16 protein-coding genes and 2 pseudogenes are annotated in these 21,041 nt (G+C 38.2%); 12 read left to right on the forward strand and 6 right to left on the reverse strand.

Annotated features, from left to right (window positions below; translation table 11 throughout):
• Positions 1-439: 439 nt before the first annotated feature.
• Positions 440-577: pseudogene (locus ABES02_RS22375) on the forward strand (HPr(Ser) kinase/phosphatase); the annotation flags it as partial.
• A gap of 159 nt (positions 578-736) precedes the next feature.
• On the opposite strand, the gene ABES02_RS22380 reads toward ABES02_RS22375, so the two are convergent.
• The gene (locus ABES02_RS22380; RefSeq protein ID WP_430139767.1) at positions 737-1,993 is read right to left on the reverse strand and encodes a cation:dicarboxylate symporter family transporter; all 1,257 of its coding nucleotides are present in this window, start codon (positions 1,991-1,993) and stop codon (positions 737-739) included.
• Between the two features lie 116 nt (positions 1,994-2,109).
• On the opposite strand from ABES02_RS22380, the gene ABES02_RS22385 reads away from it, so the two are divergent.
• Entirely contained in the window at positions 2,110-3,012 is a 903-nt protein-coding gene (locus tag ABES02_RS22385) for a LysR family transcriptional regulator (RefSeq protein ID WP_430139769.1), read from the forward strand.
• A gap of 5 nt (positions 3,013-3,017) precedes the next feature.
• Positions 3,018-3,383, forward strand: coding sequence for a peptidase dimerization domain-containing protein (locus ABES02_RS22390; RefSeq protein WP_430139771.1), 366 nt, complete (start codon positions 3,018-3,020; stop codon positions 3,381-3,383).
• A gap of 265 nt (positions 3,384-3,648) precedes the next feature.
• Here ABES02_RS22390 and ABES02_RS22395 read toward each other — a convergent pair whose 3' ends face one another.
• From ABES02_RS22395 to ABES02_RS22405, 3 genes are all read right to left on the reverse strand, one after another.
• On the reverse strand, positions 3,649-4,020 hold the full coding sequence (locus ABES02_RS22395; protein WP_430139772.1) for a hypothetical protein: 372 nt from the start codon (positions 4,018-4,020) through the stop codon (positions 3,649-3,651).
• A gap of 12 nt (positions 4,021-4,032) precedes the next feature.
• Positions 4,033-4,548 carry an acyl-CoA thioesterase gene (locus ABES02_RS22400; protein ID WP_430139774.1) on the reverse strand — a complete coding sequence of 172 codons (516 nt, stop codon included), beginning with the start codon at positions 4,546-4,548 and terminating at the stop codon, positions 4,033-4,035.
• A 216-nt stretch (positions 4,549-4,764) separates the two neighbouring features.
• Positions 4,765-5,697 (reverse strand): PD-(D/E)XK nuclease family protein, encoded by a 933-nt coding sequence (locus ABES02_RS22405; protein ID WP_430139776.1) that lies wholly within the window; start codon positions 5,695-5,697, stop codon positions 4,765-4,767.
• Positions 5,698-5,978: 281 nt separating this feature from the next.
• On the opposite strand from ABES02_RS22405, the gene ABES02_RS22410 reads away from it, so the two are divergent.
• The 5 genes and pseudogenes from ABES02_RS22410 (at position 5,979) to ABES02_RS22430 (ending at position 11,323) form a co-directional block, all read left to right on the forward strand.
• Positions 5,979-6,560 (forward strand): hypothetical protein, encoded by a 582-nt coding sequence (locus ABES02_RS22410; protein WP_430139778.1) that lies wholly within the window; start codon positions 5,979-5,981, stop codon positions 6,558-6,560.
• 51 nt (positions 6,561-6,611) lie between these two features.
• Positions 6,612-7,889, forward strand: coding sequence for a helix-turn-helix domain-containing protein (locus tag ABES02_RS22415; protein WP_430139779.1), 1,278 nt, complete (start codon positions 6,612-6,614; stop codon positions 7,887-7,889).
• A gap of 53 nt (positions 7,890-7,942) precedes the next feature.
• On the forward strand, positions 7,943-8,233 hold the full coding sequence (locus ABES02_RS22420) for a hypothetical protein (protein ID WP_430139781.1): 291 nt from the start codon (positions 7,943-7,945) through the stop codon (positions 8,231-8,233).
• Between the two features lie 400 nt (positions 8,234-8,633).
• A pseudogene (locus tag ABES02_RS22425) lies at positions 8,634-10,075 on the forward strand (MFS transporter).
• 60 nt (positions 10,076-10,135) lie between these two features.
• The gene (locus tag ABES02_RS22430; RefSeq protein WP_430139783.1) at positions 10,136-11,323 is read left to right on the forward strand and encodes an amidohydrolase; all 1,188 of its coding nucleotides are present in this window, start codon (positions 10,136-10,138) and stop codon (positions 11,321-11,323) included.
• A gap of 124 nt (positions 11,324-11,447) precedes the next feature.
• Here the strand turns inward: ABES02_RS22430 and ABES02_RS22435 are convergent, their stop codons facing one another.
• Positions 11,448-11,900 (reverse strand): CoxG family protein, encoded by a 453-nt coding sequence (locus ABES02_RS22435; RefSeq protein WP_430139785.1) that lies wholly within the window; start codon positions 11,898-11,900, stop codon positions 11,448-11,450.
• Positions 11,901-12,105: 205 nt separating this feature from the next.
• On the opposite strand from ABES02_RS22435, the gene ABES02_RS22440 reads away from it, so the two are divergent.
• Positions 12,106-13,089 (forward strand): DnaD domain protein, encoded by a 984-nt coding sequence (locus ABES02_RS22440; protein WP_430139787.1) that lies wholly within the window; start codon positions 12,106-12,108, stop codon positions 13,087-13,089.
• A 187-nt stretch (positions 13,090-13,276) separates the two neighbouring features.
• Here ABES02_RS22440 and ABES02_RS22445 read toward each other — a convergent pair whose 3' ends face one another.
• Positions 13,277-14,830: an ABC-F family ATP-binding cassette domain-containing protein gene (locus ABES02_RS22445; protein ID WP_430139789.1), complete on the reverse strand. Its 1,554-nt coding sequence runs from the start codon at positions 14,828-14,830 to the stop codon at positions 13,277-13,279.
• Positions 14,831-15,927: 1,097 nt separating this feature from the next.
• On the opposite strand from ABES02_RS22445, the gene ABES02_RS22450 reads away from it, so the two are divergent.
• The 3 genes from ABES02_RS22450 (at position 15,928) to ABES02_RS22460 (ending at position 21,023) form a co-directional block, all read left to right on the forward strand.
• On the forward strand, positions 15,928-16,260 hold the full coding sequence (locus ABES02_RS22450; RefSeq protein ID WP_308172278.1) for an ArsR/SmtB family transcription factor: 333 nt from the start codon (positions 15,928-15,930) through the stop codon (positions 16,258-16,260).
• A 98-nt stretch (positions 16,261-16,358) separates the two neighbouring features.
• The gene (locus tag ABES02_RS22455; protein WP_430139792.1) at positions 16,359-17,471 is read left to right on the forward strand and encodes an NADH:flavin oxidoreductase; all 1,113 of its coding nucleotides are present in this window, start codon (positions 16,359-16,361) and stop codon (positions 17,469-17,471) included.
• 738 nt (positions 17,472-18,209) lie between these two features.
• A complete protein-coding gene (locus tag ABES02_RS22460) occupies positions 18,210-21,023 on the forward strand; it encodes a DEAD/DEAH box helicase (RefSeq protein WP_430139794.1) in 2,814 nt (937 codons plus the stop codon).
• The last annotated feature ends 18 nt before the right edge of the window (positions 21,024-21,041 follow it).

Consider the following 21,041-nt stretch of genomic DNA (forward strand, 5'->3'; position numbering starts at 1 on the left):
CAACTTTATGGGGTCAGATCATTGAAGGCGTTTTTTGACGTTTTGCGCTAAAAAAGCCCTCAAAAATGAAAAAATGTAGTTCGCTTTACCTTGCCAATCTTGATATTGTTGAAGTACGCAAGACGAGGGCTATCACATTAAGCCTGCGTAAGTGACAAGGTAAAGAATGGCGTCATATAATATTCACATTTTTATGAATAACACCTGACCATCTTCTTCATTTATCTATTTATCAAAGATGACGGAGTTTTTATGGCGGACAGTGACAGGCACTGTTCGCCATAAAAAACCAACTTAAATAGAATACGCCCCTAAGTAAAAAATTTCAATTAAGAAATCTTGAATGGGCAAGGTAACGGTTCTTCTGCCCCAGAAGCAGAAGAACCGTTACACTGTTTTTCAAATGGATGACGATTCCCAAAATCATAAGTAATTTTTATTGAAGGTAGTGGTCGGTGAAAATCAACTGCAGAAAATGATCACGCAATCTCGTGTGCACCGTCCAGGACTGGAATTTGTCGGTCATTTTAATTTTTTTCCAACCGCACGAGTTCAAATTCTAGGAAAAAAGGAAATTGGAATGCGGTGACCTCATCTTTTGTAAGGAAATTTCTGGTTAGTGAAATAAAAAGAGGGTGGTCCTAAAGTAAAACATTTAGGGCCACCCTTTATTGAAGGGAAAGGTAAATTTGATGTGTAGCCTGAAAATTTCCGAGGGCTGCACCTTTATCCTTATTTAAGCTATTTTTTGTCCCACTTTTTCTCCTAGATGTTGACCTTTATGACTCTCCCATTTTGTGATGACAAGAGCAGCCAGTGAGTTTCCGACAACATTGACAGCTGTCCGTGCCATATCAAGGATTCGGTCAATACCTGCAATAAAGGCAAGTCCTTCAACAGGTATCCCTACACTTCCAAGAGTCGCAAGAAGGACAACAAACGAAACACCCGGAACTCCGGCAATTCCTTTGGACGTGAGCATTAACACGAGAACTAATGTAATTTGATGACCAATACTCATATGAATACCATACATTTGGGCGATAAACAAGGCTGCAATCGCCTGATAAAGAGTCGAACCATCAAGATTAAAGGAATAACCAGTCGGGATTACAAAGGAGGTAATCGACTTTGGACAGCCGAGATTCTCCATTTTTTCCATGATCTTAGGTAGTACCGTTTCAGAACTGGCAGTGGAATAGCCTAGTAATAATTCGTCTTTTAAATACTTTAGTAGTTTAAATATATTAAATCCTGCTATTTTTGCCGTTAATCCTAACACAACGAGAACAAAGAAGATCATTGATCCATATACAACCAGAACTAGTTTTCCTAAAGGAAATAAAGAAGATAAGCCAAATGTCGATACAGTCACGCCAATTAAGGCAAAGACTCCAAGTGGAGCAAGCTTCATAATTTGATTCGTTACATAAAACATGGCTTCTGCTGTTCCTTTAAAGAACTGAAGCACCGGTTTTCCTTTCTCCCCTATTGCTGCAATCCCTAACCCAAACATAACCGAAAAAAATATGATAGCAAGCATGTCACCATTGGCTAATGATTGAATGATATTAGTAGGAACGATATTCACAAAAGTGTCGACCATCGAATGCGACTCGGTTGTTTTCGCCGTTGTTACATATGCATATATATCGGCTTTAGAAAGATGTGAACGGTCCACACCTGTTCCTGGCTGGATAAGGTTTGCAGCCAAAAGCCCGACCAAGATCGCAATCGTCGTAATAATTTCAAAGTAAAGAATCGTTTTTCCACCAAGCTTTCCTAATGACTTCATATCTCCTACGCCAGCTACTCCAACAATCAGACTGGAAATGACAATTGGAATCACGATCATTTTGATTAAACGAATAAATATAGTTCCAATTGGCTGCAAGTATTCAGCCACATGGGGATTTCCAAAAAATATCCCCCCGACCGCAATACCCAGAACTAATCCTATAAAAATTTGCCATGCTAATCCGATTCTTTTCATCTAATAAAAACCTCCTCTATTTATCTCTATGAAGTTATTCTAGTATTTTTTTATTTATATTAACAATATATAATATAGATAAAAACAATCTCAAATTGAGATAGGTAGGTCATCTTATGGAACTGAGACAGTTAAAATACTTTATAGAAGTCGCCAGGCTCGAGCATTTTTCCATGGCTGCCGAAACCTTGCATGTGGCCCAATCCGCTTTAAGCAGGCAGATTGGACTTTTGGAAAAAGAATTAGGTGTTGAGTTGTTTGAAAGGGAAGGACGGAACGTAAAATTAACTTTGATCGGCAAAGCATTCGCAGCTCAGGCCGTGATTGCTTTAAAAGCGATGGACAATGCCACGCAACTCGTCGAAGAATATTTGGACCCGGAACGCGGTACGATCAGAATAGGGTTCCCCTCAAGTATCGCGAGCAGTACCCTGCCAACTATCATTTCCGCTTTTAAAAAAGGGTATCCGGATGTAAGGTTTCATTTGCGCCAAGGATCCTATAAATTTCTCACAGAGGGAATCAAGAATCGGGAGATCGATTTAGCGTTCATTGGACCTGTTCCGGCAAGTGATCCGGATTTACATAGCGATATTCTTTTTTCAGAACCCTTTGTTGCTCTTGTCCCTGAAACTCATTCTTTAGCAGCGAAAGGAAGTATACCACTATACGAATTAGACAAGGATTCCTTTGTGTTATATCCAGAAGGCTTTGTACTTCGCAAAATTGCAGTGGATGCTTGCCACCAAGCTGGTTTCCGACCATTTGTTCCTTTTGAAGGTGAAGATTTGGATGCCATTAAAGGGTTGGTTTCAGCAGGAATAGGTGTCACTCTTCTTCCTGAGACAACACTCTTTGAGAATATGCCGAGGGGAACCGTATTATTAAAAATTAGTCATCCAGAAGTGAAAAGAACTGTGGGAGTCATCATCCCAAAAAGTCGCCAGCTTTCTCCATCAGAAAAGCTTTTTTATGAATTTGTACTGGATTACTTTAGACATATTCCTTTGTGGTTATAGGAATAATGAGTATTAAAGGGAAAGGCGGACATGCTGCGCTTCCAGAGAAAACGATTGATCCGATCGTTATTGGCAGTTCAGTGGTGAGTCAGCTGCAAACATTGGTCAGCCGTACGATTTCATCTAAGGAATCGGCAGTTGTCACCATTGGTTCCTTCCAAGCAGGAATGACAAATAATGTAATTCCGGATAAGGCTATTCTCAAAGGAACGGTCAGAACTTCCAACGAACAAGTGAGACAGAAAATATATGAGGCATTTACACAACTTGTTACAAATACCGTGGCAGCACATGGTGGGGAAGTAGAGATTCAGTATCAGTTTCTACTGCCTGCTGTCTATAATGATTATTTATTTCTATATCAAGTATGAAGGAATTTTATTAGAAGAAAGGCAGTGGTTGAAGATGGCAAAGTTTAGAATGGTACGTACTGATTTTTGGAAGAATCCGATTGTTTTAGAAGAGATGACCCCGGAGGACTAATCGTAACTATTTATGATACGGTGAACCATATCATAAATAAATGAGGTTGTAATTTACATAAGGATCAGTATATAGGTTAGCTTAAGGTTTAACTTTCTCCATTAAAAAAACGAGGTTGGTAAGGAAAATTTTTTCCACCCAGCCTCGTTTTGTTTAATGAATTACAGTTGGACCTGCTAATTCTTTTGGAGGATTTCCTAAAGCCAGCTTGCTGATATTAGCATAACTCACCTGTTGATACTCTTTAAGCAGCTGTTTAAGTTCATAGAATTTTTCGTCGCCTTTTAACTTTTCGATTTCTTTTTGATAGACAGACAAAACATACTCATCTTGTCCTACAGGTTTAAATTCGCTTGGGTCTTCATCCATGAGCAATGCTCCCATGTATTGATATCCATAATTAAGTTGACGGGTTAGTTCAATGATATTTAAGAACATATGATAAATAGATGGTTTAGTTTGACCTAAGTGTTCAATGGCCATTTTTGCGTCGATTAAATCATCATAATTTGCTGAGACTAACATTTCATCAACCCCTTAATCCCATACTTTGTCCGAAGAAAGTCTGGATACAAGTTCTTTATTTTGCTCCCTTTTGAGTTTGCGGATTTTTTCGCGTTCTTTTCCGGTCTCGTATAGATATTTTTCCTCCTCTGTTTCTGGGATGACTTCAGGCACTTCCAATGGTCTTTTATTTTCACCTAGAGGAACGAAAGTAAAGAATGCAGTAGCGGCAATTCTTCGTTCCCCCGTATCAAGATCTTCAGCAACCACTTTGCAGAAAATCTCCATCGACCGTTTACCCGTATAGCAAACAAATGATTCGAGACCAACCGAATCGCTTTGTCGGATGGGGTGAAGAAAATTAACTGAGTCTGTCGATGCCGTAACGCATTGTTTTACTCGTGAGTGCCGGCGAGCCGAAAGTGTCGCACATGCATCCATCTTCTTCATGAGAACCCCACCAAATAATGTATCATAATTATTCAAATCATTAAGCAGCACCTGATCGGTATGAATAACGCGCGTTTCACTACTTTTTTTCGCTTCCATTTCATCACCCTATGTTGAGGAATTTCTTCATACTTGTCTTCCGCTTTTAAATTAGTGTAGGGAGATGTTATCTCATTTAAACCAGTTAGATATTTCCTGAAATGTTGAGAAGTTTCACGCGAAACATCACCAATTTGAAATCATAAGAAAAGAAATACCAAGAAGAACCTCATTTAGGTCCGTTACGGTCAGGCACTGTTTTTAAAGGATAAAAGATTATAGGCTGTTAAGAATATTCTTTGTGTTTGCCATCTTCTCCGAAAACCACTCAACCATTCGTTCTTTTTGGTTATTTGCGGTAAGAAAATGCAGCAAGGATGTTTCAAACCATGCAAATACCTCATCATTCTCAATTTGATAAAAATCAAACTTGTCACTGTTTTCCTCAGAATGCTTTTGCATCTTTGTCGCAAATCCATTGTTCTTTTTTCGGTAGACCTGAACAAAAAGGACCGGGGCAACATCATCTTTAACACTTTCCATTTCGAACCCAATCATAATTTCAATATCTTCACCGTTATATGTATTAGTCCAGAGGGAATACCGGTTGTATGGCGGAATCTGCTTCAGACGTTCGTAGTCCCGCTGATATGGCTGGCCGAAGTCCTGAATAAACGCCATCCTAGTCAAATCTAATACTTCATCCATTTTTGCTAAGACATCCTGAATACCTTTCATTATCACAATATCCTCAATACTAAAATCTTTTATACCAGCCATTTTTTCACCTCTTAAAAGCTCTAAGAATGCTTTAATTATATCCGTCTGTTCTTGCTTATCCAGAAATTCATAAACTCTTTGCCAGCGAAACTGATAAAACGAACATGCCGTCACTGTCTTTGGATCGTAATTTTTCGTGCAATACCGCAAATAACTCCTTTTGCCTCTCTCACTGTCTAGTCGGTCTAACACTGTGACATAACGTTCCAACTGTCGTTGTCCTTCACCACTTGCTACTTTGTTTTCTAGACAACAGATAGTGGAGCCATTTTCAAACACAAGGTCGATAATGCAATTTTGATCTGACGGAAGTGAGAAAAAGACTTGGGAATCTACTTCGAAATCAATTCCATCAAATAAAACCTCATTTACAAAACGGTCAAGCAGCTGTTGATCCGTCTGTAAGACCCCCGCTAACAGCTCTGTCACAAAGTCCTCCAAGGGTGTCTTCCCAGAGTTGTTTTGAATTTTATAAAGGTGAAGCAGTCTTTCAAAAATATTGGCCATACAGTTGTTATCCTCTCTGGAAATGACAAAAATCTAGTTGTATTTATTTTATACGATAAGAAGTTGCAGGAAAATACATAAATTTACATTGTTTTTGTTTTACAAACCATAATATCAGTAATATATATTTTTTGGACCCTCTCGCGCTTATGAGCAATGGAAGTGTTAAGTTTTCGGACAAGAAGAAGTTAGGAGTGATTGGAATGGATCCGTTGTCAGATTTTCAAATATCATTTCAACATATTGCTTTACTTGTTCCAAGAGTAAATAAAGGGATCCAATTTATCCTTGTCATAAGTGGTGAATTAAAAATAGAAACATCTAACCGTTTTTATCATTTGAAAGAAAAGGATTTGCTCGTCATTAATCGTAATCAGCATTACCAGGTTCAGGGGTGTGAAAAGAATAGGGTAATGATCGTAACCATTTCGGATGCCTTCATGGATTATCATTTCACAGACTATCGAAATAGTCGATTTGAATGCTATTCAAAAGAAATTGATTTGGGCAGAGAGGACATGATTCTTTCGATTCGTAAGCTGCTGGTAAATGTGATGATTAGTTATTATAGACAAGATGAAATTTATCGAATTGAGGTTAAAGGTTATATTTGCCAAATGTTACTTATCCTGATTCGGGGTTTTAAAGAAGAAGGCAGTGTCCTTGAGAAAATGGATACTGACGATCTTCGTTTATCGCAAATTATCGACTATATGGAAAAAAACTATGACCAGTTGATTACATTAGAGGGGATTGCAAAGAGATTTTTCCTGTCAACAGGCTAACTATCCCGTTATTTTAAACAGAAAATGGGGATGGGGCTTAGTCGTTTTTTAATGAATATAAGGCTTAATCATAGTATGAAGGATTTGCTTTACACAACTGACGCGATTTCGCAAATCGCCATGAATAATGGCTTTCCTAATACAAAGTCTTTTTCAACCTTTTTTAAAGAAGTATACGGAATGACCCCGAATGTATATCGTGAGAAACATTATGTACAAAAAGAAGATTCGGTTCAAAGCTATAGCAAAGAAGATGTTTTACATTTAATCCAATCGCCTGAAATTGTAGCAAAATTAAGCAGTATGATTTTAGATGATCAAAAATCCTATTCCCATATTGAGACAAGGTATGAAAAGTTGCCATTAACCTTGTCCAAACCTGTGACAATGAAATTAACTTGTCCCGATCACATTCTAGAAATTGGAGAAATTATTGAATTATTAAAAGAAGATGTACGATCTCAAGTACTGGATGTGAAAAAGGATTTGCAGTTACGTTATATCGGAGTTCGACATCTTTTTAGCAGTACAGCGATTCCTCCAGAAGTGGAAACAGATGAAGAGATTCCAACAACTTCTCCGTATTTTACTATCGATAGTGCATTGGAATTCATGAAGTCGCATGATTTATCTTTGTTTGTCCGGTCCGATTATATGGATATCTCGAGAAATGAAGAACCATATTTTACAAAACTCACTCAGTTCATCAAACATTGTTTGCAGCTATACGGAGAATCGTTTGTGAAGCAATGGCATGTGATGTTTTACGAGCCTTATTACACTGGAGTCGAAGCAAAAGAACTTCAGAGGGTTTATTTGAAACTGCATAAAGTATGGAAAACGATGATCCCTTCGATTCAGGTAGGTGTCTACATGCCTTTTTCTTTCCGCAAAGAAAAGACAAGCGATCATCATGAATGGCAATTAGAATATGGAACATCTATAGATTTTATCGGTTATAACGCTAACCAAAATGAGGTCATTGATTTTAAAGAAATTGCGGATGCCAAATTCGATTTTGCAAGGGATTATATTAAAGAAAAAACGGACAAGTTGAAACAATATTTAAAAAGCAACCATTTAGAAAAACCACTTCATCTCGTTTCATGGAACACATTGTCTGGTAATACCCGGTATACGAATGGCACTTTTTTTCGAGGAGCATTAGTCTTGAAAAATGTCTTAGACATAGCCAATGACGTGAAAACTGTTGCTCTTTGGATCAATACCATTGTCCATGAAGAAGTTGGAAAAGATAAGCGTTATCGGATGGATGGCGTCGAGTTATTCCATTATTTAAACGGAAAACGCCCCGCTTTTTTGCGTTGATGTTTTTAAAACGACTGCATGGCGAGATAGTTGCGCATGGCAAGGATTTCGTGATGACACAAAATGAGCGGGGATATCAATTGATCCTGATGAATAGTACTTTCATCAATCCGTATTTTTCTGTTGAAGAGACATTTCTTCAAAAACTCAATAAAGAAATTCACGTAACGATTTCCGGAATGGCTAAAGGGGAATATCAAATACGCAAGCATGTGTTTGATAAAAATCATGGAGCTTTGTACACTAAATGGTGGAACTTGAACAGTAAACATGGGATGGATGCTGAAATCATTGATTATATTATCCATTCCAGCAGACCCTCATTGGAGATTTTTGATGAATGATTGAAGAGGATTGGTCATTTTATACCTATCTAACCAGTAATGCTATTCATTTTTTTGATATTCGGAAAACCTATAGTTAATACCAAAAGGGTCTGACACCGTAACTCCAAATCCTTGGAGTTTTGGTGTCAGACTCTTTTTGATGATGAGGATAAAAATCAACCGTATTATTTTTACCTCAATAACCAGAAGGTTAATTGATTTACACAGTCTCTTATTAATTTGCACCAAAATTGACTCACTAAATTTTACGTTAATTTTTATAATAAACGTGTAGAAACACAACAAAGGTTCCTGAGTTCAATCAGGCGAATACATTTTGACTAGGGTCTTACGAGTAGGGCATTTTATTCATAAAGCTTGGTGTTAACAGGAACCTATTACAAAATAGGAGGCTACCATGGAGACAAATTATAAAGGTACAGACAAGATGATCACAGGGATTGTGTTCGGGGTCATCACATTTTGGCTTTTTGCACAAGCAATGGTCAATGTGGTTCCCGCTGTTCAACAAGATCTGGGGATTTCGTCAGGGACGTTGAATATAGCCATCAGCTTAACCGCTTTATTCTCTGGAATGTTTATCGTAGCGGCTGGGGGGCTTGGAGATAAAATTGGCCGTAAAAAAATTACCTATCTCGGGTTAATTTTAAGTGTTGTCGGTTCCCTTTGCCTAGTAATAGCACAAGGATCGACATTGTTAATTATCGGACGTATCATTCAAGGAATTTCCGCAGCTTGTATTATGCCCTCAACGATTGCCTTAATGAAAGCTTACTTTGATGGAAAAGACAGACAACGTGCCCTTAGTTACTGGTCCATTGGATCTTGGGGCGGATCAGGGGTATGTTCGTTTGCAGGTGGTGCCATTGCAACGTATATGGGATGGAGATGGATCTTTATCTTCTCGATTGTATTTGCTCTTCTCGCCATGTGGCTGATTAAAGATACACCTGAAAGCAAAGCAGAAGGAACAGGTGAGTTTAAGTTCGATTATAGTGGTTTAGCTATCTTTATCGTTACCATGATCGCATTAAACGTTTTTATTACATTCGGTGCGGACTTAGGCTGGACAAGCCCAACTTCCATCATCGCTGCCATTATTACTATTATTGGAGCTATTGTCTTCTTCAAAGTTGAACAAAGGAAAAAGATTGCACTAATTGATTTCTCTTTATTTAAAAATAAACCATACGCTGGTGCCACATATTCAAACTTTTTGCTAAATGCGGTAGCCGGAACGCTCGTTGTTGCCAATACGTATTTTCAAGTCGGTCGCGGATTTACTGCATTTCAATCAGGGATGCTATCCATTGGATACTTAGTAGTCGTGCTTGCGATGATTCGTGTCGGAGAGAAAATCCTGAAAAGAGTAGGGCAAAATTACCAATGGTCTGGGGCGCTATTATCACTACAGTGGGTGTAGCAGTTATGGGTTTAACCTTCTTGCCTGATTTTGCTTATACCGTTGTCGTATTCATTGGGTTTGTCTTATTCGGTCTTGGACTTGGAGTATATGCGACGCCGTCTACAGATACATCCGTATCCAATGCCCCATCTAATAAAGTGGGTGAAGCTGCGGGGATTTATAAAATGGCAAGCTCTCTTGGCGGTGCATTTGGTGTGGCCATTTCTGCAACGGTTTATAGTTCAGTCGCAGCATCTGGAAGCGTAGCGACTGCTGCATCAATTGGAATCATCGTAAACGTTATATTTGGGGTACTTTCCATTCTTGCGATTATCGTGATGGTTCCTAAGAATGCAGGAAAACCATCCGAGGCTCTAGCGACAAAATCTAGACGCACACCTACACCAACACCAACGCCGTCAGAAAGTCACTAATTGAAAGAATAGGGTGGAGATATCCTCCAATCCTTGCCATCAAAAAGGGAGACGAAAATGATGAAAAGTCAATTAATGAGCATGTTAGAATCACGTAAAGAAGAAATCATTGAGATCCGCCGCCATTTACATGAAAATCCTGAGATCTCTTTTAAAGAGGAAAAAACCGCTCAATACATTGCGGATTTTTATAAAGATAAAGATGTTGATATCCAAACGAATGTTGGAAATGGTTATGGCATCATCGTAACGATTAAAGGTGGAAAACCTGGGAAAACCATTGGGCTTCGTGCTGATTTTGATGCACTTCCCATCATGGAAGAAACGGATGTGCCATTTAAGTCAAAAAATGAAGGTGTCATGCATGCCTGCGCACATGACGGACATACAGCCTACTTGTTAGTTTTGGCTGATTGCTTAATCCAATTAAAGGATTCCATCCCAGGTACCATCAAAGTCATTCACCAACATGCAGAAGAAGTACCGCCGGGCGGAGCAAAAAGTATTGTCGAATCCGGCTTGATTGACGACTTAGATGCCATTTATGGGATTCATTTGTTACCGATGGGACCTGCGGGAACAGTCGGTTATCATGCAGGATATTCCTTCAATGGACGAGCTTACATGAAATTGAAAGTGCAAGGTAGAGGTGGACACGGTTCTTCTCCTCATCTCGCGAATGATGCCATTGTTGCTGCGGCACATTTTGTAATAGCAGCACAAACCATTGTCAGCCGCAGATTAAGTCCTTTCGATGTGGGTGTTATCACCATTGGATCCTTTGATGGAAAAGGGACATTCAACGTGATCAAGGACAGCGTAGAACTTGAAGGTGATATTCGCTATATGACTGTAGAAACAAAAGAAACGATCGAGAAAGAAGTTAAACGGATTGTAAGAGGAATTGAGGAAGAATTCGGCGTAACCTGTGAGCTTACCTATACTCCAGATTATCCACCTTTATACAACGATCCTGAGATCACAGCGTTTGTTGCAGAAAGCTTGCGAGGCATGAATGATCAGGATATTAAAGAAGTGAAAGAATTTCCGGCGATGTCTCCATCCGAAGACTTTGCTTATTATGCTGAAAAATTCCCAGCCTGCTTCTTTTACATTGCTTGTACACCAAAAGGGGTAGAACATCCTTATTTCAATCATCATCCGAAATTTGATATTGATGAAGATGCACTCCTAGTAGCTGCGAAAGCGGTTGGTCAAGTTGTTTGCAGCTATTATCAATTGGACTAAAAGAAAGTTAAAGAACCCTCTCACATACTTCGTAGATAAAGGGTTATGTCCTTCATAAGGTGGATGAAGGACATAACCCTCTTTATCTATTTCCTAAAAACACCGATTTTAGCGAACGTGCCTGTCACTGTTCCCCATTAAGTTCCTTCAATTTAGTGGCAATCGCGATGACCATATCCCTAGTTCCTTTAGGAAGCTGCGATTTTAAGACTGCATTCACAACCGGCCCCATTGCGCCACCGGCCGTAAGTTCAAGAAAGCCTGTTATCCTCGTTTTGTTTTTATCGAGTGCCTCTGCCAGGAAGTACCCATCACCTGAAAGTCCTTCATTTACCCCTTTTAAATGAAAAGTAACCTTTGTTGGTTCTATCCATTCTTTTATGGTAACCATCAGACTAATCTTTTTCTTTATAAATCCAATTTTACTGTAAAACTCCCAAGTGGACTGACGGTTCGTAAATTTCTGATGTTGAATATATCCAGGAATGAGAGGAGCCCAGCTATCCATAACCTTTACAAAATCCCAAACCTTATTAATCGGTAAATCCACCTCAACTTGATGCATTCCGGTTGGCATTCATTTGCCTACTTTCCATTAATTTTTAAGACCTTCCAATATGTATATGTTCCGTCCATTAAAGGGAGATTTGTCCTCTAAGTATCAGGTAAAGTAAGGCGTCATATAATATTCACATTTTTATGAATAACACCTGACCAATTTCTTCATTTAACTATATATCAAAGATGACGGAGTTTTTATAAAAGAAAGGTAGTGGTTGAAGATGGCAAAGTTTAGAATGGTACGTACTGATTTTTGGAAGAATCCAATTGTCTCCGAGGAGATGACTCCTGAGGACAAGTACTTTATGTTATATCTACTTACGAATCCAAATACGACTCAAATTGGAATCTATAAAATTACGAAAAGACAAATGGCTTTTGATTTGGGTTATTCAGATGAGAGTGTTAATGCGCTAATGGTACGATTCATTGAGCATCATAAGTTGATCCGATACAATTCTGAAACACGAGAACTGGCGATAAAAAACTGGGGGAAATATAACCTGGATAAAAGCGGGAAACCGTTGATGGATTGTATTTTTACCGATTTAAAGGATGTGGAGGATCTCTCGCTTATTCAATATGTTTCGGAGGCCATTCAAAAGCAGGAAATTCGCAGCCTATTTGAATCATTTTGTGAACAAGAAGAAATGGTTTTCTGCAAAGAAGTTAACGGTCAAAATCAACATAATACATATCAAGATACTGAATGTGGAGTGCATGACGATACGTTGACGCCTCGTTATACGATACGGGGACAAAAAGAAGAAGAAAATAAAAATAAAAAAGAAAATAAAAAACAACAACAACAAGAAGCTTTTAATCCAATTATAAAGGAAAATCAGGACATCCTGAATCCATTACAAAATAATCAAAACGATGTGAAAGAAATTGTTGAGTTTTGGGACAACAATGGATTTGGTTTTTCGAATGAGAGTGCTAAACAACAGTTATTATCTTGGTTAGAGGACTCTAGCTTTTTACAGCCGAAAGATGTGATTTTAAAAGCGATGAATATTGCGTGTGGCAATAACAAGCGAAGGCTGAGCTATGTAGTTGGGATTCTTAAAAACTGGGAAAATGATTCCTTACTGACCGTAGAAGAAATAGATTCCTTTTATAGGAGTCATAATTGCGCAGCGAAGCATAGGAAATCAACAGAATCGTTTCCTGCTGGTAGAGCTATTCCAATTGATGACTGTTAGCCGAGAAATTGCTAAGTAAATGCAGCATCTTTATATGATAGATTGATAAAAAGGGAATAACTAAATAATGGTTAATCTAGTAGATAAGGATACAAATAGGGGGAGGCGGAGCCATGAAAATCGAAATAGGAGATAGAAAAGGGTACCCCAGTAAAATTTTACTCATTGGGTACCCTTTAATCTTTATTTAAAACACTTTCGTAGTCCAATCCTCACAATTCCAAATATCGGTCGCAATTTCACGATAGAAATCAGGTTCGTGGGATACCATCAAAATACTTCCGCGATATGCCTTTAAAGCACGCTTCAATTCTTCTTTTGCGTCCACATCCAAGTGATTGGTAGGTTCGTCTAGAATTAATAAATTCGTTTGTGTGTTAATAATTTTACACAATCGAACTTTGGCTTTTTCGCCACCAGAAAGGACTTCGATCTTACTTTCAATATGTTTCGTCGTTAATCCACATTTTGCAAGAGCAGCACGGACTTCCGCCTGATTCATACTTGGGAACTCGCTCCAAATCTCTTCAATACAAGTGTTGTAGTTGGACTGTTTAACTTCCTGTTCGAAGTAACCGATGTGTTGATACTCACCACGTTCAACTTTACCTGAAATCGGATCAATCAACCCAAGAATACTTTTTAAAAGAGTAGACTTACCAATACCGTTTGCACCAACGAATGCAATTTTTTGTCCGCGTTCCATTTTCAAATTAAGAGGGCGAGAAAGTGGTTCATTGTAACCAATAACAAGATCTTCTGCCGTGAAAATATAACGGCTAGCTGCACGAGCTTCTTTGAAGTTAAATTCTGGTTTCGGCTTCTCTCTCCCCAATTCAATAACTTCCATTTTGTCGAGCTTCTTCTGACGAGACATCGCCATATTTCGAGTCGCAACACTTGCCTTGTTACGAGCAACGAAATCCTTCAAATCAGCAATTTCTTGTTGTTGACGCTTGTACGCTGACTCTAGCTGTTGCTTCTTCATTTCATATATGTTTAAGAAGTTATCATAGTCACCAACATAGCGATTCAACTCTTGGTTTTCCATATGATAGATCAAGTTAACAACATTGTTCAAGAATGGAACATCATGCGATATCAAGATAAATGCATTCTCATATTCCTGTAAATAGCGCTTCAACCATTCAATATGCTGTTCATCCAAATAGTTCGTAGGCTCGTCTAGTAATAGGATTTCAGGCTTTTCTAGCAAAAGCTTAGCTAGCAAAACTTTCGTACGTTGACCACCGCTAAGATCATCTACATCTCGATCTAGTCCAACATCATCTAATCCTAGACCACGAGCAACTTCCTCAACTTTTGAATTAATTTGATAGAAATCATTACTATCTAAAGTTTCTTGTAGCTCTCCAACTTCAGCAAGCAGTGCATCGATATCAGCATCTTCATCACCCATTTTTGCATAAAGTTCATTGATCTCTGCTTCAGCATCAAATAGATATTGAAAAGCAGTACTCAAAGCGTCACGCATCGTAGTACCTTTTTGAAGTACAGCATGCTGATCTAAATAACCTACACGAACTTTTCGTGACCACTCAACTTTGCCCTCGTCGGGTTTCAACTTCCCAGTAACAATATTCATGAAAGTAGACTTACCCTCACCATTTGCCCCAACTAGTCCAACGTGCTCTCCTTTTAAAAGTCGAAAAGACACATCATTAAAAATTGCACGATCACCGAAACCGTGGCTTAAATTTTGTACGTTTAATACGCTCATTTTTTTAACCCCTTATAATGTTACATGAGGATATCTTACAAGATTTTAGCTACTTTTTCTATCTTGAAGTTATTTTTTGTGAAAATTGAAGTCTTCTCCATCTTAATAAAATGAGATTATTGAAATATATTTAATTAGACGGATAACAATTTGGTAAGAGTCTATTTTACAAAAGAACTGTAGATAAGATAAGAGTTATTCCCATATGGGAATAAATACAGAAGAAATGAAAGAATTGGTTGAGTTCTAAACTAAAATTTTTTTAAAACAATGTAAACTCATCAACACCACATGTATTGCCACATACACTCTCACATGTGGAGTACGTAACATCCAACATTGTACCTAATTAAAAATATTTAATAAATTAAAGTACAATCCCAGTTACCAAACAAAAAGGTAACTGGGATTATTTTATTTTCCGGGTGTTATACAAAAAAAGGAATCACCTAGATTTTATAATTTAGTAAAATATACTAATAAGTGCCTGTCACCGCCCACATATTCAATTATTATTCAGGAAGTGTAAGGTAAACAATGCTACATCAGTATATCTGCGATCATTATTTATGCCATTGTGAGACTGTTGCAAAAATTGAATTAGTGTAATGTTTTAAAAGCTCAATCTTTAAGGAGATTGTGCTTTTTCTTTTTGGGGAAACATTTATGAAACAGGATTACTCTGGGAGGCACGGTGCAGCTAAATTAGAAACCAAACTAAGGTATTCCAAAATCACTCTTTAATGAAAGCAATCGTTAAAAAAGTATTACTTTCAATAATGGTGAATATCTGTGCTTGTCATTTCATAATACGTAGTAGACTTTTACTGCGCAGCAACAATTCCCAATTGTGGAAAATATGAACAAAAATTCGTTAAGTTTTGTTCATATTTTAATATCAAAGTTTGTGATATTGTGAAGCTTTTCACTTAAAATAAAGGGCAGCTATCTATAGTATGAAAATCCACCGTATTCAACGTAAGTAATGATAACAAAAGTGATAGATTTCTATCTTTGTGGAAGCAATATCTAGGACCTGTGCCCAAAAACCATCTGTGGTATACTGAGTTAAACAAAGTAGAAATGGGTGTCAATACATGAAGAACGAAGAGATACTTGCTGTGCTGAAATCTCTGTCCAATGAGACGCGACTCAATATTCTTTGTTGGCTGAAGGAACCAGGAGAAATGAACGCGAACCTGCCCACGGCCATCAAAGAAGAATTTCCAGGCGGTGTATGTGTAGGAAGCATTCAAGAGAAGTCCGGCCTCGCACAGTCTGTTATTTCCTCTTATCTGTCTTCCATGCAGAAGATTGGCTTGCTTGAGTCACGCCGCTTCGGCCAGTGGACATATTACAGGCGCAATGAAGAAGCAATTGCTGAGTTTTTGGAACAATTCGCAGCTGGATTGCACGCAAAAGTGGATTAACTTAATAATGTACGGCTTTATTATTTGCATATTAATCTATATATCTGTATATTCATTTTTATAGATTTAAAAAAACAGCGATATGAGGAGAGAGTACGATGAACTTATCCAAAGTAGCAGCACCTTTATTTGAGGCTTTTGAAGGCGGCAATCTGAAGCTAGAAAACCGCATTGTCATGGCTCCCATGACACGCTGCTTTTCCCCAAATGGCGTTCCGGGTCCAGATGTGGCTGGATATTATCGCCGCAGAGCAGAAAATGGTGTCGGTCTTATTATTACAGAAGGAACGGTTATCAACCATCCGGCAGCACCGGCCGACCATAATGTGCCCCACTTCTATGGTGAAGAAGCACTTGAAGGATGGGCACACGTTGTTCGGGAAGTACATGAAGCAGGCGGCAAAATTGCTCCACAAATCTGGCATACTGGCACGGCTCGCGAAAGAAAGAAATTTCCTGATTCAGATGCCGATCCAATCGGCCCATCCGGCTTGAGTCTGACTGGAAAACAAGTATCTGATCCGCTGACAGCCGAGGAAATCCGCGGTCTTGTTCAAAGCTATGCACAAGCGGCTGCAGATGCAAAGCGCATCGGTTTTGATGCGGTGGAGATTCACGGCGCACACGGTTATCTCATCGATCAGTTTTTCTGGGAAGTGACCAACAAGCGAACAGATGAGTATGGCGGCGATATGATTGGCCGTACCCGATTTGCGGTAGAGGTTATCGAAGCGGTGAGAGCTGCAGTCGGTCCTGACTTCCCAATTATCTTCCGTTTCTCCCAATGGAAGCCGGTTGATTACACAGCAAAGCTGGCTGCAACTCCTGAAGAACTGGAACGTTTCCTTAAACCATTGTCTGAAGCAGGCGTCAATATTTTCCACGCTTCCACACGCCGTTTTTGGGAACCAGAATTTGAAGGCTCTGACCTTAACTTGGCAGGCTGGACACGCAAGCTAACTGGCAAACCAGCCATCACAGTTGGATCAGTTGGCCTTGATTCCGAATTCACTAGCTTGTTTGAATCAGGAAAAGGTGGACAAATTACCGGTATCGATAGCCTGATTGAACGCATTGAACGCGGAGAATTCGACCTAGTTGCGGTAGGCCGTGCCCTCTTGAACGACCCGGCATGGGCAGCCAAAATTCGCGATGGCCGCAATGATGAACTTCAAGCATTTACCCGTGAGGCACTTGGTACGCTGAGCTAATCTGTGTTTTAGGGACAGGTTCCTATACTCATTTTTAAGGATTTATCTTATTTACCGAAAATTTAAAGGATGGGTTCCTCGTAAATGGGACATTAGATTCTATTACTCATTTAAAAGGCTCCACAGAGATAATTTTACTCTGCGGAGCCTTTATTTTGGATATTAATGCTCGTGAATCCGAGTCGCAAAGTGCCTGTCCCTGCGACCCGCCTAGTTTACTCGATTTCCTTGCTTAGTTGAACACAGTTTGGAAAGACTCAACTGGTGCTACAAGATTCAAATGCGATGTCTTAGAGGATTAGAACATGGATTCTCAATAGAATACTGGGATATAGAAGTTGATAATACTACCGAAAACATTTTATCAGTATGTCAATGCAGTAAATGTGAGAATGAAATATTGTGTACAAGATATTAATGCACAGTACAACGATACTATTCAAAGAAAAATTGTAATTAATAAACGGGAGCAATTTTTGATTAATTATTAAATAAATAGGTAAACACCACTACATCAATATGTCTGCGACCAACACTCAAGCCATGTGGAGTGCGTGAACAAATATTAAATAAAAATTGCTAGTTACTAAAAATAACTATCATCATTTAAAAAATATTTCATAATAAGAATCCTCTATTCCCAAGAAAAATAGAGGATCTTTTTATTTCCCTAATAATATTGTACAATTCTGGTATATCCAATAAATAACAGTATCAAGAAAAACAGGGGAAATTACAATGGAAGCAACTGAAAAGAAACTTATTGTTAATTCAGATAAAGGCAATTTATTAAGAGAATTAGTGAAGTCGATGAACGAGTGTGAGCGGTTTTATTTTAGTGTTGCGTTCATTAATTTTAGTGGGCTGCAGTTGCTGCTGGATCCGTTAAAAGAGGCAGAGAAGAAGGGAATCAAGGGTAAGATTATCACTTCTACCTATCTAAACTTCACTGATGCTAAGGCTTTAGAGAAACTCAAAGAGTTTAATAATGTTGAGTTGAAGGTATTTGTTACTGATAAAGAGATTGGTTTCCATACCAAGGCATACATATTTGAATACCGTGATAGCTATAAGGTCATTATCGGTTCATCTAATATTACACAAAGTGCTCTAAAAAGTAATATTGAATGGAATGTCGAGATCATGACGAAAGAAAATGGTCGGTTTATTCAAGATGTCTTAAAGGAATACAGTTATCTCTGGAATATGAGTGAGGATGCTGATCAGGATTTTATAAATCGCTATGAAGAATTTTTGGCAAGCTTAAAGCAAACTCAAAGAACTCACCAAATGATTTATGAAAACAAGCAATATATTGTACCCAATAGAATGCAAAAGCGCGCGACAGAGAATTTGGAGAGACTTAGAAGCTTTGGCGAGAAAAAGGCCCTGGTTATTGCAGCAACCGGAACAGGTAAAACCTATATGTCGGCGTTTGATGTAAAGAGTTTTAAACCAAGAAAACTCCTGTTCATCGTACATAGAGAAGAGATTTTAAAAAAGGCAAAAGATACCTTTGAAATACTTCTCCCTAATGATGGCATCACCTTTGGATTACTTACAGGTAATCATAAACAGAAACATGTAGATTATGTGTTTGCAACGATCCAGACCATTTCAAAATGCTATGAGGAATTTGAAAAAGATGAATTTGATTATTTAATCATTGATGAGGCCCATCATGCTACCAGTCCAACGTATCAAACTGTCTTAAACTATTTTGAATCAAAGTTTACTTTGGGGATGACAGCAACTCCTGAACGTAGTGATGGTTACAATGTTTTTGATTTGTTTGATAATAATGTGGCTTTAGAGGTACGGCTGCACGAAGCATTAGAGGATGAGTTGGTGATTCCTTTTCACTATTTTGGCATCACCGATATCGAAGGCATCGATTTAAGTGATGTGGATATTGATGATATCACTGAAATTACAAAGAGGTTGAAGGTCAATGAACGGGTTGATTTTATCATTGAACAGATGGACTTCTATGGTCATGATGGTGACAAAAGAAAAGGCCTTGGCTTCTGTGTCAGCATTGAACATGCACAGTATATGGCTAGTGAGTTTAATAAAAGAGGCTATAAAAGTGTTTGTTTGTATGGTGCGGATTCACCAGAAATCCGTGAACGATTTATTAATCGATTAGAGAATGACGATGATGAGTTAGAATTTATTTTTACAGTGGATATTTTTAATGAGGGTGTCGATATTCCTTCTGTTAATACAGTCCTAATGTTACGACCGACAAACTCTCCCATCGTTTTTATTCAACAACTTGGTAGGGGATTACGGAAGCATGGTAATAAGGAATTCCTAACAGTTCTTGATTTTATCGGAAATCATAATAAAACATTTCTGATTGCGTTGGCGCTAAATGGGAGCCGTTACTATGATAAAGAAAGTTTAAAAGTAGCAGTTGCGACTGGATTTGCCAATATTCCTGGGTGTACTCATATTCAAATGGACAAGATTTCTGAGGAAAGAATTTTGTCTCAGATAGATAAAGAAAACTTTAATTCAATGAAGTATTTGAAGGAAGAGTATTTCGAATTTAAGAAGCTTAATCAGGGGCGAATTCCTTATTTACTGTTGGATTATCTAAAATACGATGGAGCTCCCGATCCTGTGAAATTTATTGATCGTGAGAAAACATATCTATCCTTTGTTGCCAAAGTAGAGAAGGACGAGCAATTAAAAAGTCTATTAATGAACGATTCGTTTGAGGGGATCCAAAAGGAATTATCGAGTAAGCTTTCGCTAAAGAGGATATATGAGTTTATCATCATTCGGTATTTGTTAGAGCATGAGGAAATTGACCTGGAGACAGCAAAGTATCGAATTCTAAAGATGATCAATAGTGTGGATGATGATAGCATTCTCCATGCTTTTGAGTGCTTAAATCAAAATTACTATGATAGTGTTCAGATAAAGAATAAGCCTAAGTTAGTGCGCTATAGCAATGGTATATTATCTAAATCACCTCTATTTAAAGAGGTATTAGAAAATGAAAAGTACCGGAAGTATATTGAAGACATCATCACCTATGGACTTTTTCGTTACGAGAAGGAATTCAAAGGTGAATATTACGGAGTTCCTCATTTTAAACTTTATGAACAATATCAAATGGTAGACGCTGCTTTATTATCGAATTATAGGAAAATCCATAGTTCTTTCAGGGGCTCCGGTTTACTGGCAAATGGGAACGAGTATTTCCTTTTCATCGACTTACATAAAGAAGAGGATGTAAAGGAAAGTATTAACTACAAGGATAAATTTATTAGCTCCTATGAGTTCCAATGGCAGTCGGTGAATAGTACTACCCAGCAGTCCGAAAGAGGTAAGAATATTATTTTTAATAAGCAGCGCGGAGTAAATCTCCACTTATTTATTCGAAAATATAGAGAGATCGATGGAAAAACGGAACCGTATATTTATATTGGGAAAGGGAATTCTGTTTCCTTCGAAGGAGATAAGCCTATTACTGTCATCATGGAATTAGAGAATGAAGTTCCTGCACCTTTATATACTGAGTTTACAAAAAAAGTGTAGTCTTCTCATATCGAGAAG

Source organism: Neobacillus pocheonensis, assembly GCF_050477905.1.
GTDB lineage: Bacteria > Bacillota > Bacilli > Bacillales > Cytobacillaceae > Neobacillus > Neobacillus pocheonensis_A.